General features: G+C 70.5%; 21 protein-coding genes, 1 tRNA gene and 2 pseudogenes. 13 read left to right on the top strand and 11 right to left on the bottom strand.

The window, feature by feature from the left end; genetic code table 11:
* Window position 1: 1 nt before the first annotated feature.
* Together ACZYRU_RS08175 and ACZYRU_RS08170 are read right to left on the bottom strand one after the other, a co-directional pair.
* Window positions 2-403 (bottom strand): cupin domain-containing protein, encoded by a 402-nt coding sequence (locus ACZYRU_RS08175; RefSeq protein WP_218232781.1) that lies wholly within the window; start codon window positions 401-403, stop codon window positions 2-4.
* A 17-nt stretch (window positions 404-420) separates the two neighbouring features.
* The gene (locus ACZYRU_RS08170) at window positions 421-876 is read right to left on the bottom strand and encodes a RidA family protein (RefSeq protein WP_488956584.1); all 456 of its coding nucleotides are present in this window, start codon (window positions 874-876) and stop codon (window positions 421-423) included.
* 64 nt (window positions 877-940) lie between these two features.
* On the opposite strand from ACZYRU_RS08170, the gene ACZYRU_RS08165 reads away from it, so the two are divergent.
* The 6 genes from ACZYRU_RS08165 to ACZYRU_RS08140 are packed head-to-tail and all read left to right on the top strand — an operon-like array spanning window position 941 to window position 8,021.
* The gene (locus tag ACZYRU_RS08165) at window positions 941-1,759 is read left to right on the top strand and encodes a fumarylacetoacetate hydrolase family protein (RefSeq protein WP_488956583.1); all 819 of its coding nucleotides are present in this window, start codon (window positions 941-943) and stop codon (window positions 1,757-1,759) included.
* Window positions 1,760-1,786: 27 nt separating this feature from the next.
* A complete protein-coding gene (locus ACZYRU_RS08160) occupies window positions 1,787-2,704 on the top strand; it encodes an acyl-CoA thioesterase (protein WP_488956582.1) in 918 nt (305 codons plus the stop codon).
* Window positions 2,701-4,344, top strand: coding sequence for an AMP-binding protein (locus tag ACZYRU_RS08155; RefSeq protein ID WP_488956581.1), 1,644 nt, complete (start codon window positions 2,701-2,703; stop codon window positions 4,342-4,344). The genes ACZYRU_RS08160 and ACZYRU_RS08155 overlap by 4 nt, the downstream gene beginning before the upstream one ends.
* Window positions 4,341-6,716, top strand: coding sequence for a bifunctional salicylyl-CoA 5-hydroxylase/oxidoreductase (locus ACZYRU_RS08150; RefSeq protein WP_488956580.1), 2,376 nt, complete (start codon window positions 4,341-4,343; stop codon window positions 6,714-6,716). The genes ACZYRU_RS08155 and ACZYRU_RS08150 overlap by 4 nt, the downstream gene beginning before the upstream one ends.
* A 20-nt stretch (window positions 6,717-6,736) precedes the next feature.
* Entirely contained in the window at window positions 6,737-7,189 is a 453-nt protein-coding gene (locus ACZYRU_RS08145) for an acyl-CoA thioesterase (protein WP_488956579.1), read from the top strand.
* A gap of 16 nt (window positions 7,190-7,205) precedes the next feature.
* Window positions 7,206-8,021, top strand: coding sequence for a PaaX family transcriptional regulator (locus ACZYRU_RS08140; protein ID WP_488956578.1), 816 nt, complete (start codon window positions 7,206-7,208; stop codon window positions 8,019-8,021).
* A 34-nt stretch (window positions 8,022-8,055) separates the two neighbouring features.
* Here ACZYRU_RS08140 and ACZYRU_RS08135 read toward each other — a convergent pair whose 3' ends face one another.
* Both ACZYRU_RS08135 and ACZYRU_RS08130 read right to left on the bottom strand, forming a co-directional pair.
* Entirely contained in the window at window positions 8,056-9,156 is a 1,101-nt protein-coding gene (locus tag ACZYRU_RS08135; RefSeq protein WP_488956577.1) for an LLM class flavin-dependent oxidoreductase, read from the bottom strand.
* A gap of 27 nt (window positions 9,157-9,183) precedes the next feature.
* Window positions 9,184-9,663, bottom strand: a complete 480-nt coding sequence (locus tag ACZYRU_RS08130) for a flavin reductase family protein (RefSeq protein WP_488956576.1) — start codon at window positions 9,661-9,663, stop codon at window positions 9,184-9,186.
* Between the two features lie 130 nt (window positions 9,664-9,793).
* Here ACZYRU_RS08130 and ACZYRU_RS08125 point away from each other — a divergent pair, with 130 nt between their 5' ends.
* The 7 genes and pseudogenes from ACZYRU_RS08125 to ACZYRU_RS08095 all read left to right on the top strand — a co-directional run.
* Window positions 9,794-10,765 carry an AraC family transcriptional regulator gene (locus ACZYRU_RS08125; protein ID WP_488956575.1) on the top strand — a complete coding sequence of 324 codons (972 nt, stop codon included), beginning with the start codon at window positions 9,794-9,796 and terminating at the stop codon, window positions 10,763-10,765.
* A 142-nt stretch (window positions 10,766-10,907) separates the two neighbouring features.
* A complete protein-coding gene (locus tag ACZYRU_RS08120; RefSeq protein ID WP_488956574.1) occupies window positions 10,908-11,687 on the top strand; it encodes a cyclase family protein in 780 nt (259 codons plus the stop codon).
* A 31-nt stretch (window positions 11,688-11,718) separates the two neighbouring features.
* Window positions 11,719-13,899, top strand: a complete 2,181-nt coding sequence (locus ACZYRU_RS08115) for a thiamine pyrophosphate-dependent enzyme (protein WP_488956573.1) — start codon at window positions 11,719-11,721, stop codon at window positions 13,897-13,899.
* The gene (locus ACZYRU_RS08110; protein WP_488956572.1) at window positions 13,899-15,542 is read left to right on the top strand and encodes an indolepyruvate oxidoreductase subunit beta family protein; all 1,644 of its coding nucleotides are present in this window, start codon (window positions 13,899-13,901) and stop codon (window positions 15,540-15,542) included. The genes ACZYRU_RS08115 and ACZYRU_RS08110 overlap by 1 nt, the downstream gene beginning before the upstream one ends.
* A gap of 626 nt (window positions 15,543-16,168) precedes the next feature.
* Complete coding sequence (locus tag ACZYRU_RS08105) at window positions 16,169-18,517, top strand: ATP-binding protein (protein WP_488956571.1); 2,349 nt, start codon at window positions 16,169-16,171, stop codon at window positions 18,515-18,517.
* A 198-nt stretch (window positions 18,518-18,715) separates the two neighbouring features.
* A pseudogene (locus ACZYRU_RS08100) lies at window positions 18,716-19,129 on the top strand (DDE-type integrase/transposase/recombinase); the annotation flags it as partial.
* Between the two features lie 43 nt (window positions 19,130-19,172).
* Window positions 19,173-19,484 (top strand): annotated as a pseudogene (locus tag ACZYRU_RS08095) (integrase core domain-containing protein); the annotation flags it as partial.
* A 35-nt stretch (window positions 19,485-19,519) separates the two neighbouring features.
* Here the strand turns inward: ACZYRU_RS08095 and ACZYRU_RS08090 are convergent.
* The 7 genes from ACZYRU_RS08090 to ACZYRU_RS08060 all read right to left on the bottom strand — a co-directional run bounded on the left by ACZYRU_RS08090 (window position 19,520) and on the right by ACZYRU_RS08060 (window position 25,722).
* Window positions 19,520-19,593 (bottom strand) — tRNA-Met (locus tag ACZYRU_RS08090).
* An 81-nt stretch (window positions 19,594-19,674) separates the two neighbouring features.
* The gene (locus tag ACZYRU_RS08085) at window positions 19,675-20,292 is read right to left on the bottom strand and encodes a trimeric intracellular cation channel family protein (RefSeq protein WP_488956570.1); all 618 of its coding nucleotides are present in this window, start codon (window positions 20,290-20,292) and stop codon (window positions 19,675-19,677) included.
* A gap of 18 nt (window positions 20,293-20,310) precedes the next feature.
* Window positions 20,311-23,268: a UPF0182 family membrane protein gene (locus ACZYRU_RS08080; protein WP_488956569.1), complete on the bottom strand. Its 2,958-nt coding sequence runs from the start codon at window positions 23,266-23,268 to the stop codon at window positions 20,311-20,313.
* Window positions 23,261-23,821, bottom strand: coding sequence for a PPA1309 family protein (locus ACZYRU_RS08075; protein WP_488956568.1), 561 nt, complete (start codon window positions 23,819-23,821; stop codon window positions 23,261-23,263). Before ACZYRU_RS08075 ends, ACZYRU_RS08080 begins: the two co-directional genes overlap by 8 nt.
* Before the next feature lie 29 nt (window positions 23,822-23,850).
* Window positions 23,851-24,888, bottom strand: a complete 1,038-nt coding sequence (locus tag ACZYRU_RS08070) for a YlbL family protein (protein WP_488956567.1) — start codon at window positions 24,886-24,888, stop codon at window positions 23,851-23,853.
* 27 nt (window positions 24,889-24,915) lie between these two features.
* The gene (locus tag ACZYRU_RS08065; RefSeq protein WP_488956566.1) at window positions 24,916-25,248 is read right to left on the bottom strand and encodes a hypothetical protein; all 333 of its coding nucleotides are present in this window, start codon (window positions 25,246-25,248) and stop codon (window positions 24,916-24,918) included.
* A gap of 45 nt (window positions 25,249-25,293) precedes the next feature.
* Window positions 25,294-25,722, bottom strand: a complete 429-nt coding sequence (locus ACZYRU_RS08060) for a molybdenum cofactor biosynthesis protein MoaE (protein ID WP_488956565.1) — start codon at window positions 25,720-25,722, stop codon at window positions 25,294-25,296.
* Window positions 25,723-25,780: the final 58 nt, after the last annotated feature.

Below are 25,780 nucleotides of genomic sequence, written 5' to 3'. Positions count from 1 at the left end.
GTCACTCCAGGGTGGTGCCGGCCTCGGCGCCCTCGAGGAAGACGTTGGGCTTGAGGAAGAAGGCGATGAGCAGGGCGCCGTTGGGCGCATGGGCGCGGTGCTGGTTGCCCTTGGGGCGCCACGAGAAGTTGCCCGGCGTGGTCTCGCCCTCCTCGTCGACGATGCTGCCCTCGAGCACGTAGGTCTGCTCGATCTCGACGTGCTCGTGCAGCGGCAGGACGGCGCCGGGCTCCCAGCGGAACAGCGCGGTCAGCAGGCCGGTCTCCGGCTCACGGAGCAACACCTTCATGTCGATGCCCGGGAAGCCGGTCGGCTTCCAGGGGAGCTCGTCGACCTGGACGTAGCGGGAGGCGAGGGGCGGAAGGGCGTTGAGCTCGTCCGCGTACGGGGTCATGGCGGGCATGGCGTTTCTCCTTCGGGTCAGTGCGCGGGGCGGACGAGTCGCTCGTCGGGGATGACGGCGACGCCGAGGATCTCGATGAGCGCCTCGGGCTGCCACAGGCCGGTGGTGCCGATGCCGGCCATGGCCGGGTAGACGGGACCGGCGAGCTCACGCCAGGCGGCGCCGATCTCGCGGCCGTGGGCCTGGTAGTCGGGGATGTCGGTGAGATAGATCGTGATCGACACGAGGTCCTCCGGCACGCCACCGGCGGCGCGCAGCGTGGTGAGCACGTTGCCGAAGGCCTGGCGGAACTGCTCGACGATGCCCCCGGGGACGATCTTCATGTCCGCGTCGAGTGCAGTCTGGCCGCCGAGGTAGAGCGTGTTGCCGCTCAGCGTGCCGTGCGAGTAGCCGCTCGGCGCCGCCAGCTCCACGGGGTTCACCGCCACGGGGGTGAGGTCCGGCGTGACGTCGTGGGTGAGGTTGGTGGTCATGCCATCCACCATAGATTGCGTATTGACATCAGCGCAACGTTCGTGCCAAAAATGACATATGCGAATGGCCACGGTCACCTTTCCCGCTGCCGACGGCACCGGCACCCGCACCTCTGCAGCCGTCGACGTCGACGGGCGCTGGCACTCCCTGCCCGCCGCCGACCTGAGCGAGCTGCTGGCGTCCGGCGTGGCGCCGGTCACCGGAGCCGAGCTCCCCGGCGCGCAGCCGGTGCTGCCGCTGCCGCACCCGGGCAAGGTGATCTGCTGCGGGCTCAACTACGGCGACCACATCGCCGAGACCGGCCGCGAGACGCCGGCGTACCCGACCCTGTTCGCGAAGTACGCCGACACGCTGCTCGCCCCGGGTGCCGACGTCGTTCTGCCCTCCCACGACGGTCTCGAGCTCGACTGGGAGGCCGAGCTCGCGGTGGTGGTGGGCGCGGAGCTGCGCCACGCCACACGCGCCGAGGCCGAGCGGGCGATCGCGGGCTACACGGTCGCCAACGACGTCTCGGTGCGCGACTGGCAACGCCGCACCCTGCAGTGGTTCCAGGGCAAGGCCTGGGACGCGACCACTCCCCTGGGCCCGGTCGTCGTCACGCCCGACGAGCTCGACCCGACCGCGGGCGTCGAGGTGATCTGCCGGGTCAACGGCGTCGAGCGGCAGCGGGGCAACACCAAGACGCTGGTCTTCGACAGCGCGGCGCTCCTGTCCTACATCTCGACGTTCACCGTGCTGCGTCCCGGCGACATCGTGCTGACCGGCACGCCCGGCGGCGTCGGCATGGGCATGGAGCCGCCCACCTACCTCCGCGACGGCGATGTCGTCGAGACCGAGGTCCCCGGCATCGGCGTGCTCTCGAACACCGTCCGCATCGCCTGATCCCCACCCCGACCGAAGGACACTCCCATGGCACCGACCAGCTCGATCCTCACCGACGCCATCACCCTCAAGGAGGCCCAGGCCGAGGTCTTCGACGTGGCGTTCACGGCGACCACCCAGCCCTGCCCGTGGCCCAAGGCGTACGGCGGCGACATGGTCGCGCAGGCCGTGGTGGCCGCGGTCCGCACGGTGCCCTCGGCCGGGCCGGACGCCAAGTCGCTCCACTCGATGCACTCCTACTTCATGCGGCCGGTCGACATCGGCGCAGAGATCCGCTACGAGGTCGAGGTGCTCCGGGACGGACGCGGCTACAGCACCCGCCAGGTGCGCGCCTTCCAGAACGGCAAGGTCGTCTACGTCTGCATGGCGAGCTTCGCCGCAGGCGAGGCGGGCGGCTCGTTCCAGGCGAGCCTGCCCGCCGGTTTCCCGGGCCCGGACGACCTGCCGACCTCGGCGGCGTACCTCGCCGACCGGGCGGGCGGCACGATGACCGGGACCTCGAAGGCCTACTGGTCGGGCGGCCGGAGCTTCGACATGCGCCACGCGCCCGGACCCGTCTACCTCACCGTCGAGGGCGAGCGCTCACCCCACCAAGCCGTCTGGGTCAAGCCGTACGACGCCCTGCGCCCGGTCGAGGGGCTCACCGACGAGCAGCGCGACCTCGCCGCGCTCGCCTACGTCTGCGACTACACGATCCTCGAGCCGGCGCTACGGGTGCTCGGCCTGGCGTGGGCCGACGAGGGACTGGTGACCGCCAGCCTGGACCACGCGATGTGGTTCCACCGACCGGTCCGGATGGACGGCTGGCTGCTCTACGTGCAGGAGGCCGTGTCCGTCGAGGCCGGCCGCGGCTCCGCGATCGGGCGCTTCTTCACGCCCGAGGGCGTGCTCGTCGCGACCGTCGTCCAGGAGGGCATGATCCGCGCCGCCGGAGCACCGTCGTGAGCGTGCTCAGCCCGTCGGGACTGCGCGACACCTTCGCACGCGACCGCTTGCCGCCTGCGGAGCTGTGGCCGACCCTGGAGTTCCCCACCCCCCTGCTGCAGTACCCCGAGCGCCTCAACGCCGCCGTCGAGATCATCGACGCCGCCGTCGCCACCCACGGGCCCGATCGGCCCGCCCTGCGCACCCCGGACGGCGAGGTCTGGACGTACGGCGAGCTGCTCGCCCGCGCCAACCAGGTCGCGCACGTCCTGGTCGACGACCTCGGCCTGGTCAGCGGGAACCGTGTGTTGCTGCGCTCCCCCAACAACCCGTGGACGGTGGCCGCCTGGCTCGGCGTGCTCAAGGCCGGTGGGATCGCGGTGACGACCATGGCCGCCCTCCGCGCGACTGACCTGGCCCCGATCGTCGAGCGGGCGCGCCCGGCCATCGCGCTGGTCGACCACCGCTTCCTCGACGAGGTCCACGAGGTACGCAGCCGCGTCGATCCCGACCTGACCGTGGTGCCCTACGGCGCAGACACGGCGGACGACCTGACACGGCGCACGCTCACGAAGCCGATCACGTTCGCGGCCGTCGACAGCGCGGCCGACGATGTCGCGCTCCTCGGGCCGACCTCGGGCACCACCGGGACCCCCAAGCTCACCGCCCACTTCCACCGCGACCTCCTCTCGATCGACAACACCTTCGGGCGCGGCACGCTGCGGCTGGAGGCGACCGACCTGGTGGCCTGCACCGCCCCGCTGGCCTTCACGTTCGGGCTGGGCATGCTCGTCGTCTTCACGCTGCGCGCGGGAGCCTGCGCGCTGCTCACCGAGAACGCGACGCCGGTCCAGCTGGCCGGCCTGATCCACGAGCACGGCGTCACGGCTCTCGCGACCGCGCCGACGGCGTACAAGCAGATCCTCAGGTCCGGCAGCATCGGGCAGCTCAAGGGCCTGCGCGTCGCCGTCACGGCCGGCGAGCACATGCCGCGAGACACCTGGGAAGCGCTCGCTCGCGAGCTCGACCTGCTGGTCATCGACGGCATCGGCGCGACCGAGATGCTGCACATCTTCCTCTCCGCGAGCGGCGCCGACATCCGGCCCGGCTCCACCGGCAAGCCGGTGCCGGGCTACCGCGCGACGATCCTGGACGCCGACGGCAACGAGGTCGGCGCCGGCGTCGAGGGCCGACTGGCCGTCATCGGCCCCGTCGGCTGCCGCTACCTCGACGACCACCGGCAGCACGCCTACGTCGTCAACGGGTGGAACGTCACCGGCGACACGTTCGTCCGCGACGAGGACGGCTACTTCTGGTACCGCTCCCGCACCGACGACATGATCGTGTCCTCCGGCTACAACATCGGCGGTCCCGAGGTGGAGGAGGCGCTCGGCACGCACCCGGACGTCGTGGAGGCCGGCGTCGTGGGCGTGCCCGACGTCGACCGCGGCGCCATCGTGTGCGCCTTCGTCGTGCTCCGCGACGGCGTGAGCGGCGACGACGCCAAGGTCGCCGAGCTCCAGCAGTACGTCAAGGACCGCCTGGCTCCCTACAAGTACCCGCGCGAGGTCCGCTTCATCGCCGCCCTGCCGCGCAACACCAATGGAAAGCTGCAGCACTTCAGGCTGCGCCAGCTCAGCGAATCGGAGACCCGAGCATGAAGATCGCGATCGTCGGTGGCGGGCCCGGTGGGCTCTACTTCGCCACCCTCATGAAGACCCTCGACCCCAGCCACGACATCACCGTCTGGGAGCGCAATGCGCCCGACGACACCTTCGGGTTCGGCGTCGTGTTCTCCGACGAGACGCTCGGCAGCATCGAGGGCGCCGACCAGGTCATCCATGACCGGATGGAGAGCCGGTTCGCGCGCTGGACCGACATCGACGTCGAGTTCAACGGCACGCCCTTCACCGTGGGTGGCCAGGGATTCGCCGCGATGTCGCGCAAGGAGCTGCTGCAGATCATGCAGGAGCGGGTCGCCGAGCTCGGCGTGACCGTCCACTACCACACCGAGGCGCCGGACCCCGACCAGCTGCGCGCGGACCACGACCTCGTGCTTGCCGCCGACGGCCTCAACTCCGCCGTCCGCACGAAGTACGCCGACGTCTTCCGCCCAAGCCTGGACCGCCGCAACAACAAGTACATCTGGTTCGGCACCGACCTCGTCTTCGAGGCCTTCCAGTTCTTCGTCAAGCAGACCGAGTTCGGCACCATGCAGATCCACGGCTACCCGTACTCCGCACAGGGCTCCACGTTCATCGTCGAGATGCACGACGACGTCTGGCGGCGCGCCGGGCTCGACCGGACCGAGCACGAGCTCTTCGGTCCCGGCGTCTCCGACGAGTACGCCGTCGAGCGGGTCGCCGAGATCTTCGCCGACGAGCTCCGGGGCCACCGGATCCTCACCAACAACTCCAAGTGGCTCAACTTCCACACGGTCCGCAACGAGCAGTGGCACCACGAGAACGTCGTGCTGCTGGGCGACGCCGCGCACACCGCGCACTTCTCGATCGGCTCCGGCACCAAGCTCGCCATGGAGGACGCGCTCGCGCTGGCCGCCTGCCTGCACGAGCACTCGGACGTCGAGACCGCGCTGGCGGCGTACCAGACCGAGCGCAAGCCGGTGGTCGAGTCGACCCAGCGTGCGGCGCAGGCATCTCTCGAGTGGTTCGAGAACATCGGCATGTACGCCGACCAGGACCCTGCGCAGTTCGTCTTCAACCTGCTCACCCGCTCGCGCCGGATCACCTTCGAGAACCTGAAGGACCGTGACGCCGTCTTCGCCGACCTGATGGAGGCGGAGTTCGCACGCAGCCAGGGTGCCGGTGAGCCGTCACCTGCCATGTTCCAACCGGTCCGCATCGGCCAGCTCGAGCTGAAGAACCGGATCATGCTCTCCCCGATGGACCAGTACTGCGCGGTGGAGGGCGTCCCGACGGACTTCCACCTCGTGCACCTCGGCAGCAAGGCACTCGGCGGCGCGGGGCTGGTGATGACCGAGATGACCTGCGTGTCCCCGGAGGCCCGGATCACGCCGGGCTGTCCGGGACTGTGGACCGACGAGCAGGCGGCGGCCTGGCGCCGGGTGACCGACTTCGTGCACGCGAACAGCACGGCGCGGATCGGCACGCAGCTCGGGCACTCGGGCCGCAAGGGCTCGACGAAGCTCATGTGGGAGGGCATGGACGAGCCGCTCGAGGACGGCAACTGGGAGGTCATCGGGCCCTCTGCACGGCCCTACGGCGCCGGCTGCCACGTCCCGCGCGAGGCGACCCGCGTCGACCTCGACCAGGTCGTCGCCGACTTCGTGTCCGCGGCCCGGCGAGCGGTTGCGGCCGGCTTCGACCTGGTCGAGGTCCACGCGGCCCACGGCTACCTGCTGTCCTCCTTCCTCTCCCCCGTCGCGAACCACCGCACCGACGAGTACGGCGGCCCGCTGGAGAACCGGCTGCGCTTCCCGGTCGAGGTCTTCACGGCCGTCCGCGACGCAGTGCCCGTCCACATCCCCGTGACCGTTCGGATCTCCGCCACCGACTGGATCCCGGACGGCAACACCGAGGACGACGCCGTCGAGATCGCCCGCGCGTTCATCGCTGCCGGCGCGGCTGCGATCGACGTCTCGTCGGGGCAGGTCGGCAAGGAGGAGCGGCCGGCGTTCGGCCGGTCCTACCAGACGCCCTTCGCCGACAAGATCCGTCACCAGGTGGCCGAGCCCGCAGGGGTCAAGGTGATCGCAGTGGGCGCCATCTCGTCGTACGACGACGTCAACTCGATCCTGCTCGCCGGTCGCGCCGACATCTGCGCGCTGGGCCGCACCCACCTCTACGACCCGAGCTGGACCCTGCACGCGGCCGCGGAGCAGGAGTACGTCGGCGCCGCCGCCGACTGGCCCGTGCAGTGGGCCGCCGGCCGCCGGCGACCGCCGACGTCGCGCACGGACAAGGTCCCGCCGCGCCTGCAGCTGCTGCGCGACGGCGAGTCCGGGGACGTGCACCTGCGCTGGAGGCCGGGCACCTCGACGGTCGCGCCCTGAGCGCCGCGAGAATGGCGGCCATGGACGAGTCCTCACGGCCCCGCGGCGTCTTCCGGACCCGCGTCGAGTGGATCGACACCGACGCGTCGGGGATCTATCACAACAGCACCGTCACCCGGTTCGTCGAAGCCGCTGAGGCCACGCTCATGCGAGAGCGTGGCCTCGGCGGGTACTTCGCCAGCGCCCCGCGGGTGCGTTACGAGGCCGACTACCTCGCTCCCCTGTACTTCGGGCAGGAGGCGACAGCGACGGTGTCCCTGGCGTCGATGGGGACCACGTCGATGACCTGGGAGTTCGAGGTCTGGGGCGAGGAGTTCGAGGGCCGGCCACGGACCCGGGCCGCCCAGGGGCGCTACGTCACCGTGCACATGGGCACCGGCCAGGTGGCCGCGACCGCCGAGGACGGCTCGCGGCACAGCCTGCCCTGGCCCCCGGACTGGGTCGCGGCGCTGACCGGAATCCCCGGCAGTTGAGGGCAGAATGCCGTCCGTGAGCAGCAAGGCGCCTCAGTCGCGCACCACCGTCGTCACCTTCCTCGGCGCGGTGGTGCGACCCCTCGGCGGGTGGATGCCGATCGCGGGCGCCGTCGACCTCCTCGCCGAGGTCGACATCGACGCGCCGGGCGTCCGAACCGCGGTGTTCCGCCTCAAGAAGAACGGCTGGCTCGACTCGGTCATCCAGCACGGCGCCCGGGGCTACTCCCTCACCAGCGAGGCCGACGCGACCCTCGCGGCCGGCGACGAGGTCATCTGGCACGCCCGCCGCCCCGCGAACCTCGCGGACGGCTGGTGCATCGTGCACTTCGGCGTGCCCGAGTCGAAGCGCGCCCAGCGCCACCAGCTGCGTGCCCACCTGGCCCACCTCGGATTCGGCAACGCCGGTACCGCGCTGTGGATCGCCCCGGCCCGGATGCGCGCGGCTGCCGAGCGCGCGGTCGCCGAGCTGGACCTGTCCGAGCACGCCGCGATCTTCGTCGGCGGCTACCACGGTCCGCAGGATCTCACTGACCTGCTCTACAGCTCGTGGGACCTCGACGCGATCGACCAGGGCTACCGTGACTTCGTCGACACCTACGCGCCGCGGGTCGACGAGCTGAGGGGGCTCAAGGGCGCGGCCGCGTTCGCGGCGTACCTCTCCCTCGTCGACACCTGGCGCAAGCTGCCCTTCCGTGATCCGGGCCTGCCTCGCGAGGTCCTCGACCCGAAGTGGTCGGCCCCCGAGGCGACCGAGCTCTTCGAACGGCTCGTCGCCGTGCTGGAGAAGCCGGCGCTCAAGCACGCGAAGGCGCACTGGCCCCAGCCCTGAACCAGGACTGGGGCCGGTGCCGACACGCGACGACTCAGAGGCTCTCGGGCCGCAGGCCCTTCTTGACCAGGCGCGGCATGACCTCCTCGGCGAAGTACTCGAGCTCGCCGACGTAGTCCACGAAGGCCATGGTGATGCCGCCGAACCCGGCCTTGGCGAAGCGCTCGATCTCGTCGGCGACGTCGTCGGGTGAGCCGATCAGCGGGCAGGTGCCGTGCCCAGCGGCGAAGCGGCTGCGGAAGTTCTCGAGCAGGTCCTTCGAGAACGACTGCGCATGCAGGCCCTGCAGCCGCATCAGGTTGTCGACGGCGTCCCAGTCGGCGTTCTCGACGGCGTAGTAGTGCAGGTACTCCTCGGCTTCCTTGCGGGTCGGTCGGCACACGACGTGGGTCGGCGTGAGGACGCCGGCCTGACGTCCGAGCGCGGTCGAGTTGGCCTGCAGCTCGGTGACGACGGCGGCGCCGTCATCGGGACCCCCGACGATCGTGAAGACGAAGTCGGCGTTCCGGGCCGCGTACGCCTTGCCCTGCGCGGACGAGCCGGCGTTGAGGATCGGGAGCCGGCCGGCGGCCGGCTTGGGCAGCGACTCGATGCCCTCGAGGTTCCAGAAGCGGCCCTTGATGTCGTACCTGCCGTCTCTGCTCCACAACGTGTTGATCACGTCGATCCACTCCTGCGCCAGCTGGTAGCGCGAGTCGTGGTCCTGCGGCAGGTCGGCACCCATCGCGACGTACTCGGGCTGGTTCCAGCCCGCGACGACGTTGACGCCGATCCGGCCTGGCGCCATCTGGTCGATGGTCGCGAGCTGCTTGGCGACCACGGCCGGGTGGTTGAAGGCGGTGTGGATCGTCGCGAAGACGTTGAGCCGCTCGGTGTGGGCGAGGATCGCGGTCGCCCACGGGATGGGCTCGAGGACACCCTCGTGGAAGTTGGTGTCGCCGCCGTACCCGATCCAGCGGGCGATGGGCAGCATGAAGTCGATGCCCGTCTGGTCGGCGAGGCGGGCCAGCCTGAGGTTGTCCTCCCAGGACGCGGACCAGCGCTCCGGGATCGTGGTGACGGCGAGGCCGCCGGAGCAGTTGGACGAGAACAGGCCGAGGCGGAAGTGGTCGTTGTCGAGGATCGGGATGCTCATGGTTTCTCCTGGGGGTGGGTGGGGCGGTCAGCGCTGGAGGGTCATGGGGACGACGTCGGCCGCGGCCGTCATCGCGACCACCTCGCCGATCAGGTAGGTGTGGTCGCCCACTGCGAGCCGGTGGGCGACCCGGCACTCCAGGCGCAGGGGGACGTCGACCGGCAGGAGCGGCATGCCGTCGAGGCCGGGAGCGCAGTCGAGGCCGGCGAACCTGTCCGACGACGAGGTGGCGAACCGGGTGATGAGGTCCATCTGGTCGGCCGCGACGACGTGGACGACGTAGCCGTCGGCCGCCAGCCACGCGTCGAGCTGGCTCGAGCGGTGGTCGATGCACCACCCGACCAGCGCCGGCTCCAGCGACGTGGCGTGGAAGCTGTTGACGGTCTTGCCCACCGGCCCGTCCGGGCCGAGCGCGGTGATCACGGCGACGCCGGTGGGCCAGCGAGCCAGCTGCCCGCGCAGCACGGAGGGCGTCACTTCGAGTGTGGTCGGTGTCACACAGGTCATGCCAGAATCGTGGTTCGGGGGCGCGGGTCGTCGCTATCCGGCTGACGACCGGTCTGTCCATTCCGCGCAGACATGTCAAACTGTTGACGTTCGTTGCAGAATTGCATCACTCGACCCTGCAGGAGGAGCCATGGCACGTGTCCCGACGCCACTCGGCTCGCACGGCGTGCTGCGCACCACCAACATCGACGACGCCCGTGCGTCCGTCGCCGCGTCGCTGGCTCCGCACGAGCTCGTCCCGCTGCGGGAGAGCGCCGGCTTCCGGGCGCTGCACAACGCAGCCGAGCTGCAGCGGCTGAGCTTCCACTACATCGACTACGGCACCGAGGTCGAGGTCACCGCCGACCGGCTCGACTTCCACCTGATCCAGATCCCGCTCAGCGGGCTGAGCCACATCACGGCCGGGGCACAGGCCCTCACCGTCAGCACCCGCCGGGCGGCGATCACCGCACCGGGCGAGCCGGTGCGGATGCGCTACTCGGCGGGCAATCCGCGGCTGATGGTGCGGATCACGCCGGACCTGCTCCGCGAGCGCCTGGACGTCGCGGCAGCCGGCGGCCTGGTCGTCCCGCAACGGTCCGGCACCACCTTCGACATCACCCGGGGTGCCGGGCGCAGCTGGCGCGGCCTGGTGGACATGGTGATGACCGACCTCGAGCGGGAGCACGGCCTCGCGACCTCGCCCTTTGCCGCCGAGGCGCTCCAGGTCGCCGTCGTCGACGGCCTCATCGTGTCCCTCGCAGCCGCTCCGGAGGAGCCCGGCGCCGAGCGCACGACACCCGACCGGGTCATCCGGCGCGCCGCCCAGCTGATCGAGGAGCACTGCGCCGAGCCGATCGGGACGCTCGACATCGCCGAGGCGGTCGGCGTCTCGATCCGCGCACTGCAGGCCGGCTTCAAGGTCCATCTCGACACCACGCCGATGGCCTACGTACGCCAGGCCCGGCTCGAGCGGGTGCGCCAGTCGCTGTCGGACGGGACCGTCCAGTCGGTCACCGAGGCCGCCACGAAGTGGGGCATCTCCCACCTCGGCCGGCTCTCCGGCGACTACCGCGCCGCGTTCGGGGAGACGCCGAGCGAGACTCTCCAGCGCAACCGCTGAGCGCGGCGAGGACGCTCCCTCCGGATGTCAGCGCTTTCCGGCTGACCCACGCGTTTTCCGGATAGATGCGCGCCCGGCCAGCGCCTAGCGTCCTGCGACAACCGCCTGTGACCACGCTCACGCCCTTCGAAAGGTTGCCGCCATGACCGCAGTTGACGCCCTTCTCTCCGGCCTCGCCTCGGGTGAGGTCGAGATCGTCGACCTCACCGCGCCGCTCTCGCCGGACACCCCGATCCTGGAGCTCCCCGCCCCCTTCGCCAACACCATCCCGCTCTCGCTCGAGGTCGTCTCGAACTTCGACGACGCCGGGCCGGCCTGGGGGTGGCACAACATCCACACCGGCGAGCACACCGGTACCCACCTCGACGCGCCGGTGCACTGGGCGACCGGCCGCCAGGGCTACTCGGTGGACACGATCCCGCCCCGCCGCCTGATCGGCCCCGCTGTGGTGCTCGACTTCACCGCCGAGGTCGCCGAGGACCCCGACTTCCTGCTCGAGCCCGAGCATCTCGAGAAGCACGTCGCCAACAACGGCCCGCTCCCCGACGGCGCCTGGCTGGTCTTCCGCACCGGCTGGAGCCGGTTCAACACCGATGCGGCCGCGTTCGCCAACGCCGACCAGGCCGGGCCGCACACGCCCGGCGTCTCCGCCGCCGGAGCCGAGTGGCTGTCACGCTCGGCGATCACCGGGTTCGCGGTCGAGACCGTCGGGATCGACGCCGGCCAGGCGGGTGGCATGGAGCCTCCGTTCCCGGTGCACCACTTCCTGCTCGGCGCCGACAAGTTCGGCCTGACCCAGCTGCAGAACCTCGACCGGCTGCCGGCGACCGGAGCCGTGATCATCGCCTCGCCGCTCCCGATCGTCGGTGGCACCGGCTCCCCGACGCGCGTCCTCGCGATCGTCCCGACCCGCTCCGCCTGACCACCACCCCACCACCCCAGGAAGGACGCCGATGGCCGAGCGCTCGTTCGCCCACGAGGTGAAGAAGCTCCGCATGGGAGAGGGCAACCGGTTCTCCGGCGAGGGCATCCTCGCCGTCACCAAAGCCCTCCTGCAGTCCGGCGTCGCGTACGTCGGCGGTTACCAGGGCGCTCCCATCTCCCACCTGATGGACGTTCTCGGTGACGCGCACGAGATCCTCGACGAGCTCGACGTCTACTTCGAGAACAGCGCCTCCGAAGCAACCGCCGCCGCGATGCTCGCGGCGTCGGTGAACTACCCGCTGCGGGGAGCGATCACGTTCAAGTCGACGGTCGGGACCAACGTCGCGTCCGACGCCCTGGCCAACCTGGCGAGCGGCGGCGTGCGAGGCGGCGCGCTGATCATCGTCGGCGAGGACTACGGCGAGGGCTCGAGCATCATGCAGGAGCGCTCGCACGCCTTCGCGATGAAGTCGCAGATGTGGCTGCTCGACCCGCGGCCGAACATCGAGGCGATCGTCAACGCTGTCGAGGCGGGCTTCGAGCTCTCGGAGGCGAGCAACACCCCGGTGATGCTGCAGCTGCGCCTGCGCTCGTGCCACCTCTACGGCAGCTTCACGGCCAAGGACAACGTGCGCCCGCCGATGACCGTCAAGGACGCGGTCGAGAACCCGTCGCGCCAGCTCGACCGCATCGTGCTGCCGCCGGCGAGCTTCTTGCACGAGAAGGAGAAGCTCGAGGACCGCTGGCCGGCCGCGGTGGACTACATCCGCAGCCGCGGTCTCAACGAGGTGCTCGGCGCCGACGCTCCGAACGGCGACATCGGCATCATCGTCCAGGGCGGCGTCTACAACACCTTGAACCGGGCCATGGAGCTGCTCGGCTGCTCGGACGCTTTCGGCAACACCCAGGTGCCGACGTACGTCATGAACGTGACCTACCCCGTCGTCGACGCCGAGATCCTCGAGTTCTGCGAGGGAAAGCGGGCCGTGCTCCTGGTCGAGGAGGGCCAGCCCGACTACATCGAGCAGAACCTCAACGCGATCCTGCGGCGCGCCGGTTCCCCGGTGGCGCTGCACGGCAAGGACCTCCTGCCGGTCGGCGGGGAATACACCGCCACTGCTGTCACCAAGGGGCTGCACGCCTTCCTGAGCCGGTACGCCCCGGGTGCTGCCGAGGGCAGCCCGACGCTGCTCCTCCCCCAGTCCGACCCGGGCAGCCCGTTCGCCCACCGCGTCGACGCATCGGTCGTCCGCACCCGCCCGCCGGGCCTGTGCACCGGGTGCCCGGAGCGGCCCATCTTCTCCGCGCTCAAGCTGGCGGAGAAGGAGACCGGCAAGAAGCATCACGTGAGCGCCGACATCGGCTGCCACCTGTTCGCGATCAACGAGCCGTTCAACCTCGGCGCGACCACGATGGGCTACGGCCTCGGGTCGGCCGGAGCAGCTGCGCTCAACTCGAAGGACGCCGACCGGCGCACCGTCGCCGTCATGGGCGACGGCGGCTTCTGGCACAACGGCCTGACCAGCGGCGTCGGCAACGCGGTGTTCAACCAGAGCGACCAGCTCCTCCTGGTGGTCGACAACGCCTACAGCGCGGCGACCGGCGGTCAGGACGTGTTGTCGTCGAAGGCGGACAACGTGCTCCGCTCGACGAAGCACCCGATCGAGAAGGCCGTGCGCGGCGTCGGCGTCACGTGGGCGCGGACGGTCAGCGACACCTACCAGATCGGCAAGCTGCGCGACCTCTTCGTCAAGGCGCTGACCACCCGGACCGCCGGTCCCAAGGTCGTCGTCGCGCAGAGCGAGTGCATGCTCAACAAGCAGCGTCGCGAGAAGCCGGTCCGCGCGAAGGCGATGAAGGAGGGCAAGCGGGTCGTCAAGGAGCGCTTCGGCGTCGACGCCGACACGTGCACGGGCGACCACGCGTGCATCCGGGTCTCCGGCTGCCCGTCCCTCAGCATCAAGGCCAACCCCGACCCGATGCGCACCGATCCCGTCGCGACGGTCCTCGACTCGTGCGTCGGCTGCGGCGTGTGTGGTGCCAACGCCCATGCCGCGTCGCTGTGCCCGTCGTTCTACCGCAGCGACCTGGTCTACAACCCCACCCGCCGCGACAAGGTGCTCGCCGCCCTGCGGAAGGGCTGGATCGGCCTCCTCTCCGGCGGCGTGGAGCGCCGGGCGGCCCGCTACGAAGTCCTCGAGGTGAACTGATGTCCAGCTGGAACGAGGGCCGCAGGCCCATCACGATCGCGATCCTGGCGATGGGCGGCGAGGGCGGTGGTGTGCTCGCCGACTGGATCGTCGACGTCGGCGAGAAGTCGGGCTACCACGCCCAGACCACCTCCGTGGCCGGTGTCGCGCAGCGCACCGGGGCGACGGTCTACTACGTCGAGATGTATCCGGGCGGGCAACCGCACGAGCACGACGTACGACGGGAGCCGGTGCTCTCACTCTTCCCCACTCCGGGCGAGGTCGACGTCGTCATCGCCTCGGAGCTCATGGAGGCGGGGCGAGCGATCCAGCGTGGCTTCAGCACCCCCGACCGGACCACGCTGATCGCGTCCACCAACCGGGTGTACTCGATGGACGAGAAGCTGGCCCTGGGCGATGGCCGGGTCGACAGCAACACCCTGCTCGAGGCGGCCCACGCCGGGGCGAGGACGTTCATCGGAGCGGACTTCATGCAGCTGGCCCTCGACGCGCACAGCGTGATCAGCGCCTCGCTGTTCGGGGCGCTCGCCGGCTCGGGCGCGCTCCCGTTCCCGCGGGAGACCTTCGAGGACGCCATCCGTGCAGCGGGCAAGGGCGTGGACGCGTCGCTGGCCGCCTTCGCGCTCGGCGTCGAGGCCGCGCAGCGCCCCGCGCCGAAGCCGGTCGCCGCCGCGCCCGCGGGCAACGGCCCGGTCCCGATCACGATCGGGAAGCGGCCCGTCGACCCGGCCGAGGAAGCGGCGGCCGCTGCCGAGCGGCGTCGTGAGGAGGTCGCCGCGACCGATCCCGCCTCGCTCGTCGGCCCCCGGCTGCAGGCCCAGGCGGCGCGCATCGCCACCGACTTCCCGGAGCCCTCACGTTCGATGCTGCTGCACGGCACCGTCCGGACCGCGGTCTTCCAGAACCCTGCCTACACGGACCGCTACCTCGACCGCGTGGCCCGGCTGGCCGCCGTGGAGTCCGGCGACACCTCCCGCCTCACGACCGAAGCAGCACGGCACGTCGCGTTGTGGATGTGCTACCAGGACACGATCCAGGTCGCCCAGCAGAAGATCCGCCGGCGCCGGATCGAAGGCGTCCGCGCCGAGGCCAAGGCGGCGCCCGGCCAGCTGATGAACGTGCGGGAGTACCTCCACCCGCAGGTCGAGGAGATCGCCGACACGCTGCCGACCCGGCTGGGCCGGTGGGTGGCGGGGTCGACGTGGTTCGCCAAGGTCGTCGGGCGGCTGACCCGCGACGGGATCGTGGTCAACACGACCGGCATCATCGGCTTCACGCTGCTGTGGGCGATGGCGATGTTCCGCCCGATCCGCCCACACTCGCTGCGCTTCGGGCGCGAGCAGGCCGCCATCGACGGCTGGCTCGAGAAGGCTCTTGCGGTCGCTCCCGTCGACTACGACCTGGCCTGTGAGATCGTCGAGTGCCAGCGCGTCCTGAAGGGGTACGGCGAGACGCACCACCACAGCGTCGAGAGCTTCACCCGCCTGATGGGGGCCGCTGACAGCCTTGTCGGCCGCGCCGACGCCGCCGGCACGCTCGCGGGGCTCCGTTCGGCGGCGCTGGCCGATGAGGAGGGCGTCGCGCTGGAGCAGGCACTCCTCGCGATCTCCATCGACACCGAGCCGGTCCCCGCCGTCTCATGACGGTGCCACCGGCCCGCCCGTCGCTGGCTGCTTCCACGTCGTCAGCCTGAGCGGGTAGGAGTTCGCTGCATTACGCCGCGCCCGTGCCCCAGGTCGTCCGCGGCAACAGACCGTGGGTCACGGAGGCACTGCACTCAGACCCGGCTTCCAGAGTTGAGTCATGGGCGCTTCGACCGAAGGGCAGAGGTATGCCATGCGGCGTCAACTGGTCACTGCGGGCCTTCCGTGCTTCCTCCTCGTCGGCCTGGCCGCGTGTAGCGGCATGCCAGGTGACAATGGGCCTGTCAGAGGGGCCGCCGACCGGCGCGCAGGTCGAGGATGCGCAGGCAGAGGGGGCGCCAGCGGCCGGGTCGATTGAGGACCGCGGCGTCCTGAGCGCTGGCAACCGCCTCGCTGGGTGCGAACGAGTCCCACGGAACGAGGGGGAGGTCACGACCCAGGTCCACGGCATCCAGCACGGCAACCACGGTGCCTGGGCCGTCTACGACGAGACCACCGGCGAGTCCGTCGGCGGCAAGGGTCTGGCCGGCGTGACAGGCCCGCTGGGCAGCTGCTCGGCGCCGAAGAGGGCTGACTGTGCGCTGATTCCCTCGTGTCAACGTTCCCGAGTGCGAGAAGGTTGCCCGGTGACAACGGAGCGACGGCAGGCCCCTGCAGCCAGCCCGACAGCCAGCCTGATCCGCGACCTGGTGCGCCGCGTCGGCCCCTTACTCCCGGCCGACGGGGGCTGGGCGACAGGCACCCTCGAAGGTGCGATGGGTGGCGCCTTCCTGCTGGGCACCGCAGGGTGGCAACTGGTGATGCTCGGCGCGATCGTCGCATCCCCCGTGCCCGCCTCCCTGTTCCTGCCGCTCGCCTCTGCACACGCCGCGGTGCTTGTCGTGACTCTCGCGGCTCACTTCCGACGGCTTCCCAAGTGGCCAGCGACAGCTGCCGTCCCCGCCCTGTTTCTGGCTGACTGGACGGCATCGGAGTCCATGGAGGATCCGCTGCTGTTCGCCGCCTGCTGGATGATCAACCTCGCAACCGCGACCGCGACCGTCGTGCTCCACGGGCGCTGCGCGCTGATGCTTCCCCTTGTCGCCGCCCTCGCCATCCCGCTGGCCATGGTTGTCCTGCGGCCGGACCTGCCGATGACGCTGCCCGTGGCCGTGCTCGGCGCCCAGCTCGCGATCCTCATCGCCACTCGGATCGGGCAGTCCTACCTGTACGACCTCGCCGCTCGCGCCGATGACGAGGCCGCGGCTGCGCAGCGGGAGGCCTCCGCCGCGGCCACCCAGGAGGCGGCCAGCCACGCGGCCGCCGAGGACGCCCGGGTCCTTCACGACACCGTCATCAACACCCTGGCCGCCCTCGCGAGCGGCGGTGCAGCCGTCAGCGACATCGACGCCGTGCGGGAGCGCTGCACCCGCGACATCACGACCGTAGCCGCACTGCGCAGCGGCGCAGCGCCAGCCACCGACAGCCGTGGGATCCGCGCAGAGTTGTACGACACGCGGGTCCAGGTGCGCCATCGTGGTCTCAGCGACAACGAGCTCTCCCTGGCAGAGGCCGCCCTCACCCCCGCCCGGCGCCGCGCACTGCGCCTGGTCGTGAGCGAACTTGTCCAGAATGCCGCGAAGCACGCCCGCGTGGACGAGGTCGAGGTGCGGGCCGAACAGCGCCAAGGTGTTCTTGTGGTGACGGTCGCCGACCAGGGTGTCGGATTCGACGGCCGGGTCGGCGCCGGTGGTTTGGCCACGTCCGTGCTCGCCCGGGCGAAGGAGGCGGGGATCGATGTCGATCTCGACACCGTTCCCGGGGCAGGGACCAGGGTGGCCCTGACGGTGCCTACGGCCGCCAACCTGCCGGGCCGCATGGAGCTGAGGGACAGGCACGGTTCCGACAGCGACATCGGGAGCGTCGTACGCGTTCTGCGCCGGCGCGCCTGCTTGGTCTACGCCTCCGGCGTCGCAGCCATCGGCTTCCTCCTGGCGATCACGAATCATCGCGGCCAGGCGACGCCGGAGTACGTGATGGCGGCGCTTGCTGCTCTCGGTGTCGCCCTGGCCTCGCGGATCACTCGCAGGCGCGACGCCTTGCCCTGGTGGGCGGTCGGGGCGCTGGTCGTGGCCGCAGCGACGGCATTCGTTGCGTCGGCTGCAGCCGTGGGCTACGGGCGTGAGGACCCGGTCCTCTGGCAAGCCGTCGGTGCCACCGGACTGCTCGTCTTGATTGCCGAGCTCGGGCCCCGACCGACCACCGTGCTGTGGGCTGCAGGCGCCTATGCCGTGGTCGTGGTCGTGGTCGCCATCGTCACTGATCGTGCCTCCGACCGCGCTGAGACGATCGTGCTGACGGCCGGTGGGGCCGGGCTCGGACTGCTGGCCGGGTGGAGCAGGTTCCAGCGTGCCGTTGGCACGATCGCGGCGCGTGCTGCGGCCGACCAGCGGTCCGCTTGGGCCAGCCGGACCCGGATCGCCGAGCGCGAGGCGGCTGAACGGTCCCGGGACCGCTGGCGCAACGCCGGACTGGACCGCGCACTGGAGCTCCTCGAGACAGCCCGCCGCACAGACGATCCCGGAGAGCCGACGCTGCGGCTCAGCTGCGCCTACGAAGAGGCGTACCTGCGCCAGCTGACCCTGCTCCACCCGGACCTGGTGCACCTCGGCGAGTGGTTTGCCAGAGCGCTCAACAACGCCCACGACGGTGGCGTGCGGCTGGTGATTCGTTCCAGCGGTTCCGACCTGCCTGCCGACGTGGCGGCCGACCTGGGCGACCTGGTACTGGCAGCAGTCGCCGGTACGCCGAGCGGCGCAGACCTCACGGTCACCCTGTTCCCCGACCTTTCGGGGGCGCGGATGACCTTGGTCGGTGCGCACCCGCACCTCCAGACCGGCCTCCGGTCTGCTACCGGGCCGCTGGGCGCCGCGGCACGGGTGCAGTCGGTCGGCAACCAGGACGTGGCCGAGGTCTTGATCGCCGTACCGGCCTGAGGCTGTCAGCGCGGAAACGCTGCCGCCGTAGCGGCATGACGTGACGCGTCGATCACCCAGAACGCAGCCGGTGCGTGGAGGGCTCGCACGCTGAAGCGCCCCAGGTGCTCCGCCGCTCCTATGCGGGTTGCGGCTCTCGGTTGAGAGCCGCTTAGCGGGTCTGCAAGTCGGACACGCTGACAGCAACCTCACCGCTAGCTGCGTGGGCCGGAAGGCCAAGCCGACCCGAGCGGCTGGCACCTGCAACACCACCACGCCACGATCCTGTCGCGGGCCACGATCAACCGGATCCTGACCCGCAACGGCACGATCGCCCCGGCCCCGTCGAAGCGTCCGAAGTCGTCCTACCTCCGCTTCGAGGCCGAGCAACCGAACGAGACCTGGCAGTCCGACTTCACCCACTACCGGCTGACACGCCGCAACGGCGTGCCCGGCAAGGACGTGGAGATCTTGACCTGGCTCGACGACCACTCCCGCTACGCCCTGCACATCAGCGCCCACGCCCGGGTCACCGCCGCGATCGTGCACACCACCTTCCTCGCAGCCGCAGGCCAGCACGGGTTTCCAGCGTCCACGTTGACCGACAACGGCATGGTCTTCACCGTCCGGTTCGCCGAAGTGGCTCCGCGCTCAGCCCGTCAAGCCGACCACCCTCGCCGAACTGCAGACCGTGCTCGATACCTTCGCTGCCGAGTACAACCAGCGCCGTCCGCACCGTTCCCTGGAGCACCGCTCGACCCCGGCCGCGGCCTATGCCGCACGCCCCAAAGCCGCCCCGGACACCAACCGCAGCAGGGACACCTACGTCCGGATGCTCGTCCACGACCTCGACATCACCATCATCGACGCCACCACCGGAGAGATCCTCCGCGACCTGGTCCTCGATCCGACCAAGGACTACCAAGGCACCGGACGACCACCCGGACCACCGCCCAGGAAAAACAACAGCGGACCTACGTTTCCGTAGGTCCGCTGTTGCTGATGTCCTGAGACATCACATTGTAGCGGGGGCAGGATTTGAACCTGCGACCTCTGGGTTATGAGCCCAGCGAGCTACCGAGCTGCTCCACCCCGCGTCGGTGAACCCAACGTTAGAGCATGCCCCCGAAGCACACCAAATCGGGGCGCCCTCGTGCTCGCAACACTGCCCTCCACCATCACGAGGACGGCGGTCCCAGGCGGGGAACGGGCGCTCGCCAGCCTCGCTGGTCGGCGATCAGCCGCCACCCGATGGTGACCAGCGCGGCCGGGGCGAGGATCACGCCATGGGCGAGGCCGAGCTCGGCGCCGGTCGCGGCGATGGCGGCGCCGGCGAGGGCGGGGATGGCGTAGAGCTCGCCGTGCCGGAAGATCACGGGGATGCGGCCGGCGAGGAGGTCGCGGATGATGCCGCCGCCGACGCCGGTGACCATGCCGAGGGCGGCGGAGGGAACAGGGCCGAGGCCGTACTCCTGGGCCTTGAGGGCGCCGGCGACGCAGAACAGGCCGAGGCCGAAGGCGTCGAAGATGTTGATCTCGCGCTCGAGCCGGCCGACGGCGGGGTGCAGCCAGAAGGTCACCAGGCCGGCGACCACAGGGATGAGCAGGTAGCGCCAGTCGGCGATCGCCGGTGGGGGCACGGCGCCGATCACGACGTCACGGATGACACCGCCGCCGAGGCCGGTGGCCATCGCCAGCACCACGACGCCGACGATGTCGAGCTGGTTGCGTACGGCGACCAGCCCACCGGAGATCGCGAAGACGAAGATCCCGACCAGGTCGAGGGTCAGCAGCATGCGGCGATGATGCCGCAGCTACTGCTTCGGGGTCTCCTCGGCGGCCTTCTTGTCCCGCTCGTCGGCGAGCTTCACGGCCTTCTCGACCGCGTCCTGGGCGATCTTGAGCTGCTTGGCCCACTTCACGGTGTTGCCCGCCTGCTGGGCCTCGGTCGCCGCCTTGAACGCCGCGTCGGCGTCCCGCAGCGCCGCCGCGATCTGCTCCTCGAGGGTGCCGGTCGGCTCGCCCGGCGTACCCGGGGTGCCCGGGTTGCCCGGCTCGGGCGTCTGCGGCGTCCCGGTCGCGGGGTCGATGCCGAACGCATCGGCGAGCGCGAGCGGCAGGGTCTCGCCGATGCCGACGTTCTCGCCGTACTTCACGATGACGTACTGCAGGATCGGGAAGCTCGAGGACCCCGTGGTCCGCACGACGTAGATCGGCTCGATGTAGATCAGGCCGCCCTCGACGGGCAGGGTCAGCAGGTTGCCGTAGCGCGGTGGCGTGTCGCGCTGCACGTTGAGCGCGGTCAGCGTCTTGATGACCTGGTCGTCCTGCTTCATCTCGTTGACGACCTGGCCGGGGCCGGGCGAGTTCTGGTCGGTCATCTCGAGCAGCCGCAGCTTGCCGAAGGAGTCCGCCTTCGTCGCGTCCGAGTTCACCTGCAGGTACGACGAGACGGTGCCCTTGCGGTACGGCACGAAGACCGAGGTCAGCGACCAGTCGTTGTCGACCGAGTCCGCGGCGCCGGTCGAGTAGAGCCGGTACGGCGGCTGGAAGACCTGGCGCGAGGCGTTCGGGTCCTCGGGGACCTGCCAGCGGTTGTTGCCCTGGTAGAAGTCGCCCGCGTCGGTCACGTGGTAGCGCGCCAGCTGGTAGCGCTGCACCTTGAACAGGTCCTCGGGGTAGCGGATGTGCTCCGTCAGCTCGTCGTCGATCGCCGACTTCGGCTTGACCACGCCGGGGAACGCCTTCATCCACGTCTTGAGGATCGGGTCGTTCTCGTCCCACTGGTAGAGCGTGACGGTGCCGTCGTACGCGTCGACCGTGGCCTTGACCGCCGAGCGCATGTAGTTGATCTCGTCGGTGGGGATCGTCTGCAGCCCGGTGTCCTGCTGCAGGGAGTCGTCGATCATCGCCGCGAACGACTCGCGCTGCGCGTTCGGGTACCGGTCGGTGGTGGTGTAGCCGTCGAGGATCCACACGATCTTGCCGTCGACGACCGCGGGGTACGGGTCGCCGTCGACGGTCAGCCAGGGCGCGACCTTCTCGACCCGCTCGGTCGGCGTGCGGTTGTAGAGCACCTTCGAGTTGCCGTTGACCCGGCCCGAGAGCAGGAAGTTCGGCTCGCCGAACTTGATGGCGTACATCAGCTGGTTGAACGTGCTCCCGATCGGGACGCCGCCCTTGCCGTCGTACGTCGTGCGCTGGACGTCCGGCGAGTTGCCGGCGTCGGCGAGACCGAGCTCGACGCTGGCGTCCTTCGAGCTGGCCTTCCCGACGATCGAGTACGACGGGCTCAGCTCGCCGTAGTAGAGGCGGGTCTCGAACTTGCTGGCATCGGTGAGGTCGGTGCGGCCGCTGGAGCCGCTGCCGATCCCCTCGGCCCACACGATGCGGCCGTTGACCTCGTCGCCGGGCGCGACCTGGTTGGCGTACGCCGCGATCAGGCCCTCCCCGTGGGTGTAGACGGTGTGCAGGTTCGACCAGTTCTGGTCGGAGGCGTCGATACCGGACTGGTCGAGCTCACGCGCGCCCAGGACGAGCGGCTCGTTCTTGCCGTTGATCTCGTAGTGGTCGACGTCGAGCACCTTCGGCACCGAGTAGTACGACCGGATCTGCTGGCGCTGCTGGAAGGTGTCGCGCACCTGCTGCGGGTCGACGACCGGGGCGGCGGTCAGCTGGCCCAGCACCTGCTGCGCCGTCGTCGTGCTGGTCTTGTCGGTGGGCGCGCCGGGGAAGGACTCGGTCGCGACGTCACTGAGCCCGTAGGCCTCGCGGGTGGCCTCGATGTTGGCCTTGATGTAGGAGTTCTCCTTGTCGGCCTCCGACGGCTTGACCTGGAAGTTCTGCACGATGGCGGGCCAGATCATGCCCAGCAGGACGGCCGAGAGGGCGAGCAGCGCGAGGCCGACCGACGGCAGCTGCCAGGTCTTGCGCCACACGTTGAGGAAGAACAGCACCGCACAGATCAGCGCGACGCCGACCAGGATGTTGCGGGCGGGCAGCATCGCGTTCTCGCCGGCGTAGTTCATGCCGGTGAAGATCCGGTGGTCGTCGGCAACCAGGTCGTAGCGGTCGAGGTAGTAGTCGACCGACTTCATCAGCACGAACGCGCCGAGCAGCACCGAGAGCTGGACCTGGGCGGCCGCGGAGAAGCGGTCGTGGGCGACCTGGAGCCGGATGCCGCCGTACAGGTAGTGCACGATCGCCGTGCCGATCAGCGACACGATGGCGACCGCCATCACGAAGTCGATGACGAAGTTCCACCAGGGCAGGTCGAAGACGTAGAAGCCGATGTCCTTCTTGAAGTACGCGTCCTTGCTCCCCCACGGCTCGGCGTTGCGCCACAGCAGGAAGGTGCGCCACTGCCCGATGGCCGACGTACCGGCGAAGATGCCGACGACCACGCCGACACCGGCGAGCAGCCAGCCGCGGATCGGCGTGACGGCGTCGCGGTAGCGGTCGACCCCGTCAGGCCCGGCCATCAGGAACAGCGGCCGGAACCGGAACGCGAGGTACATGTTGAGCGCGACGACGCCGCCCATCACCGCACCGAAGGCGAGGAACAGCCCGACCCGGGTCCACAGCAGCTTGCTGAAGACCCCACCGAAGCCGACCTCCTTGTACCAGAGCCGGTCGGTGTAGAGGCCCGCGAAGGCGCTGAGCAGGAAGAACCCGACGATGAGCACCACACCGGTGATCACCAACGCACGGGTACGACGGCCGGTCCGCTCGGGCGCGGGGCGCTCCGGCTCCTCGTCGAAGAGCTCACTCATCGGTCTCGTCCTCCGCGTCCTCGAGCAGGGTGGCGCGCAGCAGCTCCAGGAGCCCCGGCACCAGGTCGTTGCCGCCCATCAGGGCCATGTCCTCGTCCTGGCTGCGCATCCGCAGCGCGCAGTAGCTCGCACCGTGCCGGGTGACGCCGGCAACGATCCGGACCTCCTCGGCGTCGGGGTGCTCGCGGGCGAACTCCGCAGCCGCGGCCGGGTCCTCGGGGACCTGCCCGTCGACAGCCGGCGGCAGCACGAGTCGCTCGACGACGGCGGCGCAGCCCGCGACGACCGCGGGCCACTGGATGCCGGGGAGCACCTCCTCCAACTGCTGGCCGGCCGGCAGGTCCTCCTGCTCGACGGGGGTCAGCGAGCCCTGCTCGGCCGGCGCGTCCAGGCCGAGCTGGGCAGCCAGCGCGGGCTCCTGGGCCACCAGCTGCGCGGTGTCGACGAGGGCGTAGAGCCGGGCCGGCTGGTCCCAGCCCGCCTGGGCGTGGTGCCCCTCGATCTCGAGCACCGCGGCGGCCAGAGCCGGGTCGACGTCCAGGTCGTAGTCCATGGTCCTTGCTCCGTCGTCCGGTCGGTCCGTCAGCAGGTCGGCAGGGCGGCGTCGTGGTCGCCGACCCACTTGTCCAGCGCGAGGCGGGCCTCGTGCATCGTGGTCGCCTTCACCAGGCGCAGGTCGGGGTCGAGGCCCTTGACGTCGGCACAGTTGTCCTTCGGCACGAAGAACAGCTTCGCGCCGGCGGCCTGGGCTCCCGCGATCTTCTGCTCGATGCCGCCGATCGGCCCGACCGTCCCGTCGGGGGCCAGCTCGCCGGTGCCGGCGATCGTGGCGCCGCCGGTCATCGAGCCCGGGGTGAGCGTGTCGTAGATGGCCAGCGAGAACATCAGGCCCGCGCTCGGCCCGCCGACCTGCGGGTCGACGCGCAGGTTGATCGTGAACGGGAACTCGTAGCCCAGGCCGAGCGAGACGCCCACCCGCGGCTTCCCGTCGATCTCCTTGGGCTTGATCCGCACGGTTAGCTCGCGCTTGTCGCGAAGGATCCGGAACTCCACGAGCGAGCCGTCGCCGTGCTTGCGGACCGCGGAGATGATCTGGTCGGCCTTGGTGACCGGCTCGCCGTCGACCTCCTTGAACACGTCGTGCACGAGCAGCTTGTCCTTCGCCGGACCCTCCTCGTCGACCATCGCGACCTGCACGGCGGTGGGGACCTTCAGCCCGAGCTCGCTCATCGCGACGGCCTTCGCGACATCCTGCGACGTCGTCATCTGGACCGCGCCCTCGGCCTTCTCGTCGGCCTGCGACGTCTGGGGCGGGTGCACGACGTCGTACGGGAGGATCGCCTTGTCCGGGTCCAGCCAGCGCGACAGGGCCTCGCCGAGCGACAGCTTCTGGCCGTACGACGACGCCACCACCGTCGTGAAGCGCATCTGGCCCTTGTCGTAGTACGCCTCGTGCCCGTCGACCTGCACGACCTCCGCGTTGTCGGCGTCCTTGCCGAGGATGTCGTACGTCGGTCCGGGGCTGTACGACGCGTACGGCAGCGGCACCACGAGCGCGATGCCGCCCAGGATCAGCACCAACGGGGCCGCGATGCACGCGGCGATCAGGCGCTGGCTCATGGCGCCTACCTTGTCAGACGCAGCAAGTCAGGACGCGCGCCGGTCGCCCGCGGCGTCCTGCGACTCGACCGGTGTCTGGTCCGCGACCTCCACGACCGGCGTCTCCTCGGCCTCCCCGGCGACCACGGACGGCCGCGCCTGCGACGCACGCAGGGCCACACCGGTGTGCCGTTCGGGCGCCCGCTCGGGTGCGGCGTACCCGGGTCGCGAGCGCTGCTCGCGGGTCAGCGCCTCGCCGAGTCGGCGGGCCGCGGTCTCGCGGTCGACCTCACCCCGGCCCGCACGGCCCCACCACGCGACCCACGCCATCGAGGCGAGGGTGAGCACGGCGGCCGGCAGCAGCCAGAACAGGATCTCCACACCACGAGGGTAGGTCGGCCCCGGTCGCCGTCCGGTCAGGACACGCTACGGACTGCCCACCCACTCGTCCGACCCGTCGGTGAACCGCTGGTGCTTCCAGATCGGCACCTCGGCCTTGAGCGTGTCGATCAGCGCCCGGCTGGCCTCGAACGACGAGCCGCGATGCCCGGCAGTGGTGGCGACGACGACGGCGAGGTCGCCGATCTCGAGGTCGCCGACCCGGTGCACGGCCGCCACCGCGGTGACGTCGTGTGCGTCCGCGATCCGCTCGCACACCTCCTGCAGCCGCTCCAGCGCCGACGGGTGTGCCGAGTACGACAACCCGGTGACGCCCTGCCCGTGGTCGTGGTCGCGGACCCGGCCGACGAACAGCACCAGCCCGCCCGACGCGGCGTCGTCGAGGCTGTCGAGCACGTCGCTCACCTGGAGCGGCTGGTCCGAGATCGCGACGAGGCGCACGGCGGGGTGGGACATGCGCCCACTCTAGGGGTCCACTCAGGGCTGTCCCCGACACCGTCGGTTGTGGATCGGG

Source organism: Nocardioides sp. F233, from assembly GCF_057813895.1.
The sequence above is the reverse complement of the archived record's forward strand: the minus strand, read 5'-3'. Positions and strand labels throughout refer to the sequence as shown.

Coding starts and splice junctions, on each gene's coding strand:
- ACZYRU_RS08060 (WP_488956565.1), bottom strand. CDS start 25,722: ATGTCCCACCCCGCCGTGCGCCTCGTCGCGATCTCGGACCAGCCGCTC.
- ACZYRU_RS08160 (WP_488956582.1), top strand. CDS start 1,787: ATGGCACCGACCAGCTCGATCCTCACCGACGCCATCACCCTCAAGGAG.
- ACZYRU_RS08175 (WP_218232781.1), bottom strand. CDS start 403: ATGCCCGCCATGACCCCGTACGCGGACGAGCTCAACGCCCTTCCGCCC.
- ACZYRU_RS08130 (WP_488956576.1), bottom strand. CDS start 9,663: ATGACCTGTGTGACACCGACCACACTCGAAGTGACGCCCTCCGTGCTG.
- ACZYRU_RS08070 (WP_488956567.1), bottom strand. CDS start 24,888: ATGAGCCAGCGCCTGATCGCCGCGTGCATCGCGGCCCCGTTGGTGCTG.
- ACZYRU_RS08085 (WP_488956570.1), bottom strand. CDS start 20,292: ATGCTGCTGACCCTCGACCTGGTCGGGATCTTCGTCTTCGCGATCTCC.
- ACZYRU_RS08080 (WP_488956569.1), bottom strand. CDS start 23,268: ATGAGTGAGCTCTTCGACGAGGAGCCGGAGCGCCCCGCGCCCGAGCGG.
- ACZYRU_RS08125 (WP_488956575.1), top strand. CDS start 9,794: ATGGCACGTGTCCCGACGCCACTCGGCTCGCACGGCGTGCTGCGCACC.
- ACZYRU_RS08150 (WP_488956580.1), top strand. CDS start 4,341: ATGAAGATCGCGATCGTCGGTGGCGGGCCCGGTGGGCTCTACTTCGCC.
- ACZYRU_RS08135 (WP_488956577.1), bottom strand. CDS start 9,156: ATGAGCATCCCGATCCTCGACAACGACCACTTCCGCCTCGGCCTGTTC.
- ACZYRU_RS08110 (WP_488956572.1), top strand. CDS start 13,899: ATGTCCAGCTGGAACGAGGGCCGCAGGCCCATCACGATCGCGATCCTG.
- ACZYRU_RS08165 (WP_488956583.1), top strand. CDS start 941: ATGGCCACGGTCACCTTTCCCGCTGCCGACGGCACCGGCACCCGCACC.
- ACZYRU_RS08115 (WP_488956573.1), top strand. CDS start 11,719: ATGGCCGAGCGCTCGTTCGCCCACGAGGTGAAGAAGCTCCGCATGGGA.
- ACZYRU_RS08170 (WP_488956584.1), bottom strand. CDS start 876: ATGACCACCAACCTCACCCACGACGTCACGCCGGACCTCACCCCCGTG.
- ACZYRU_RS08120 (WP_488956574.1), top strand. CDS start 10,908: ATGACCGCAGTTGACGCCCTTCTCTCCGGCCTCGCCTCGGGTGAGGTC.
- ACZYRU_RS08075 (WP_488956568.1), bottom strand. CDS start 23,821: ATGGACTACGACCTGGACGTCGACCCGGCTCTGGCCGCCGCGGTGCTC.
- ACZYRU_RS08145 (WP_488956579.1), top strand. CDS start 6,737: ATGGACGAGTCCTCACGGCCCCGCGGCGTCTTCCGGACCCGCGTCGAG.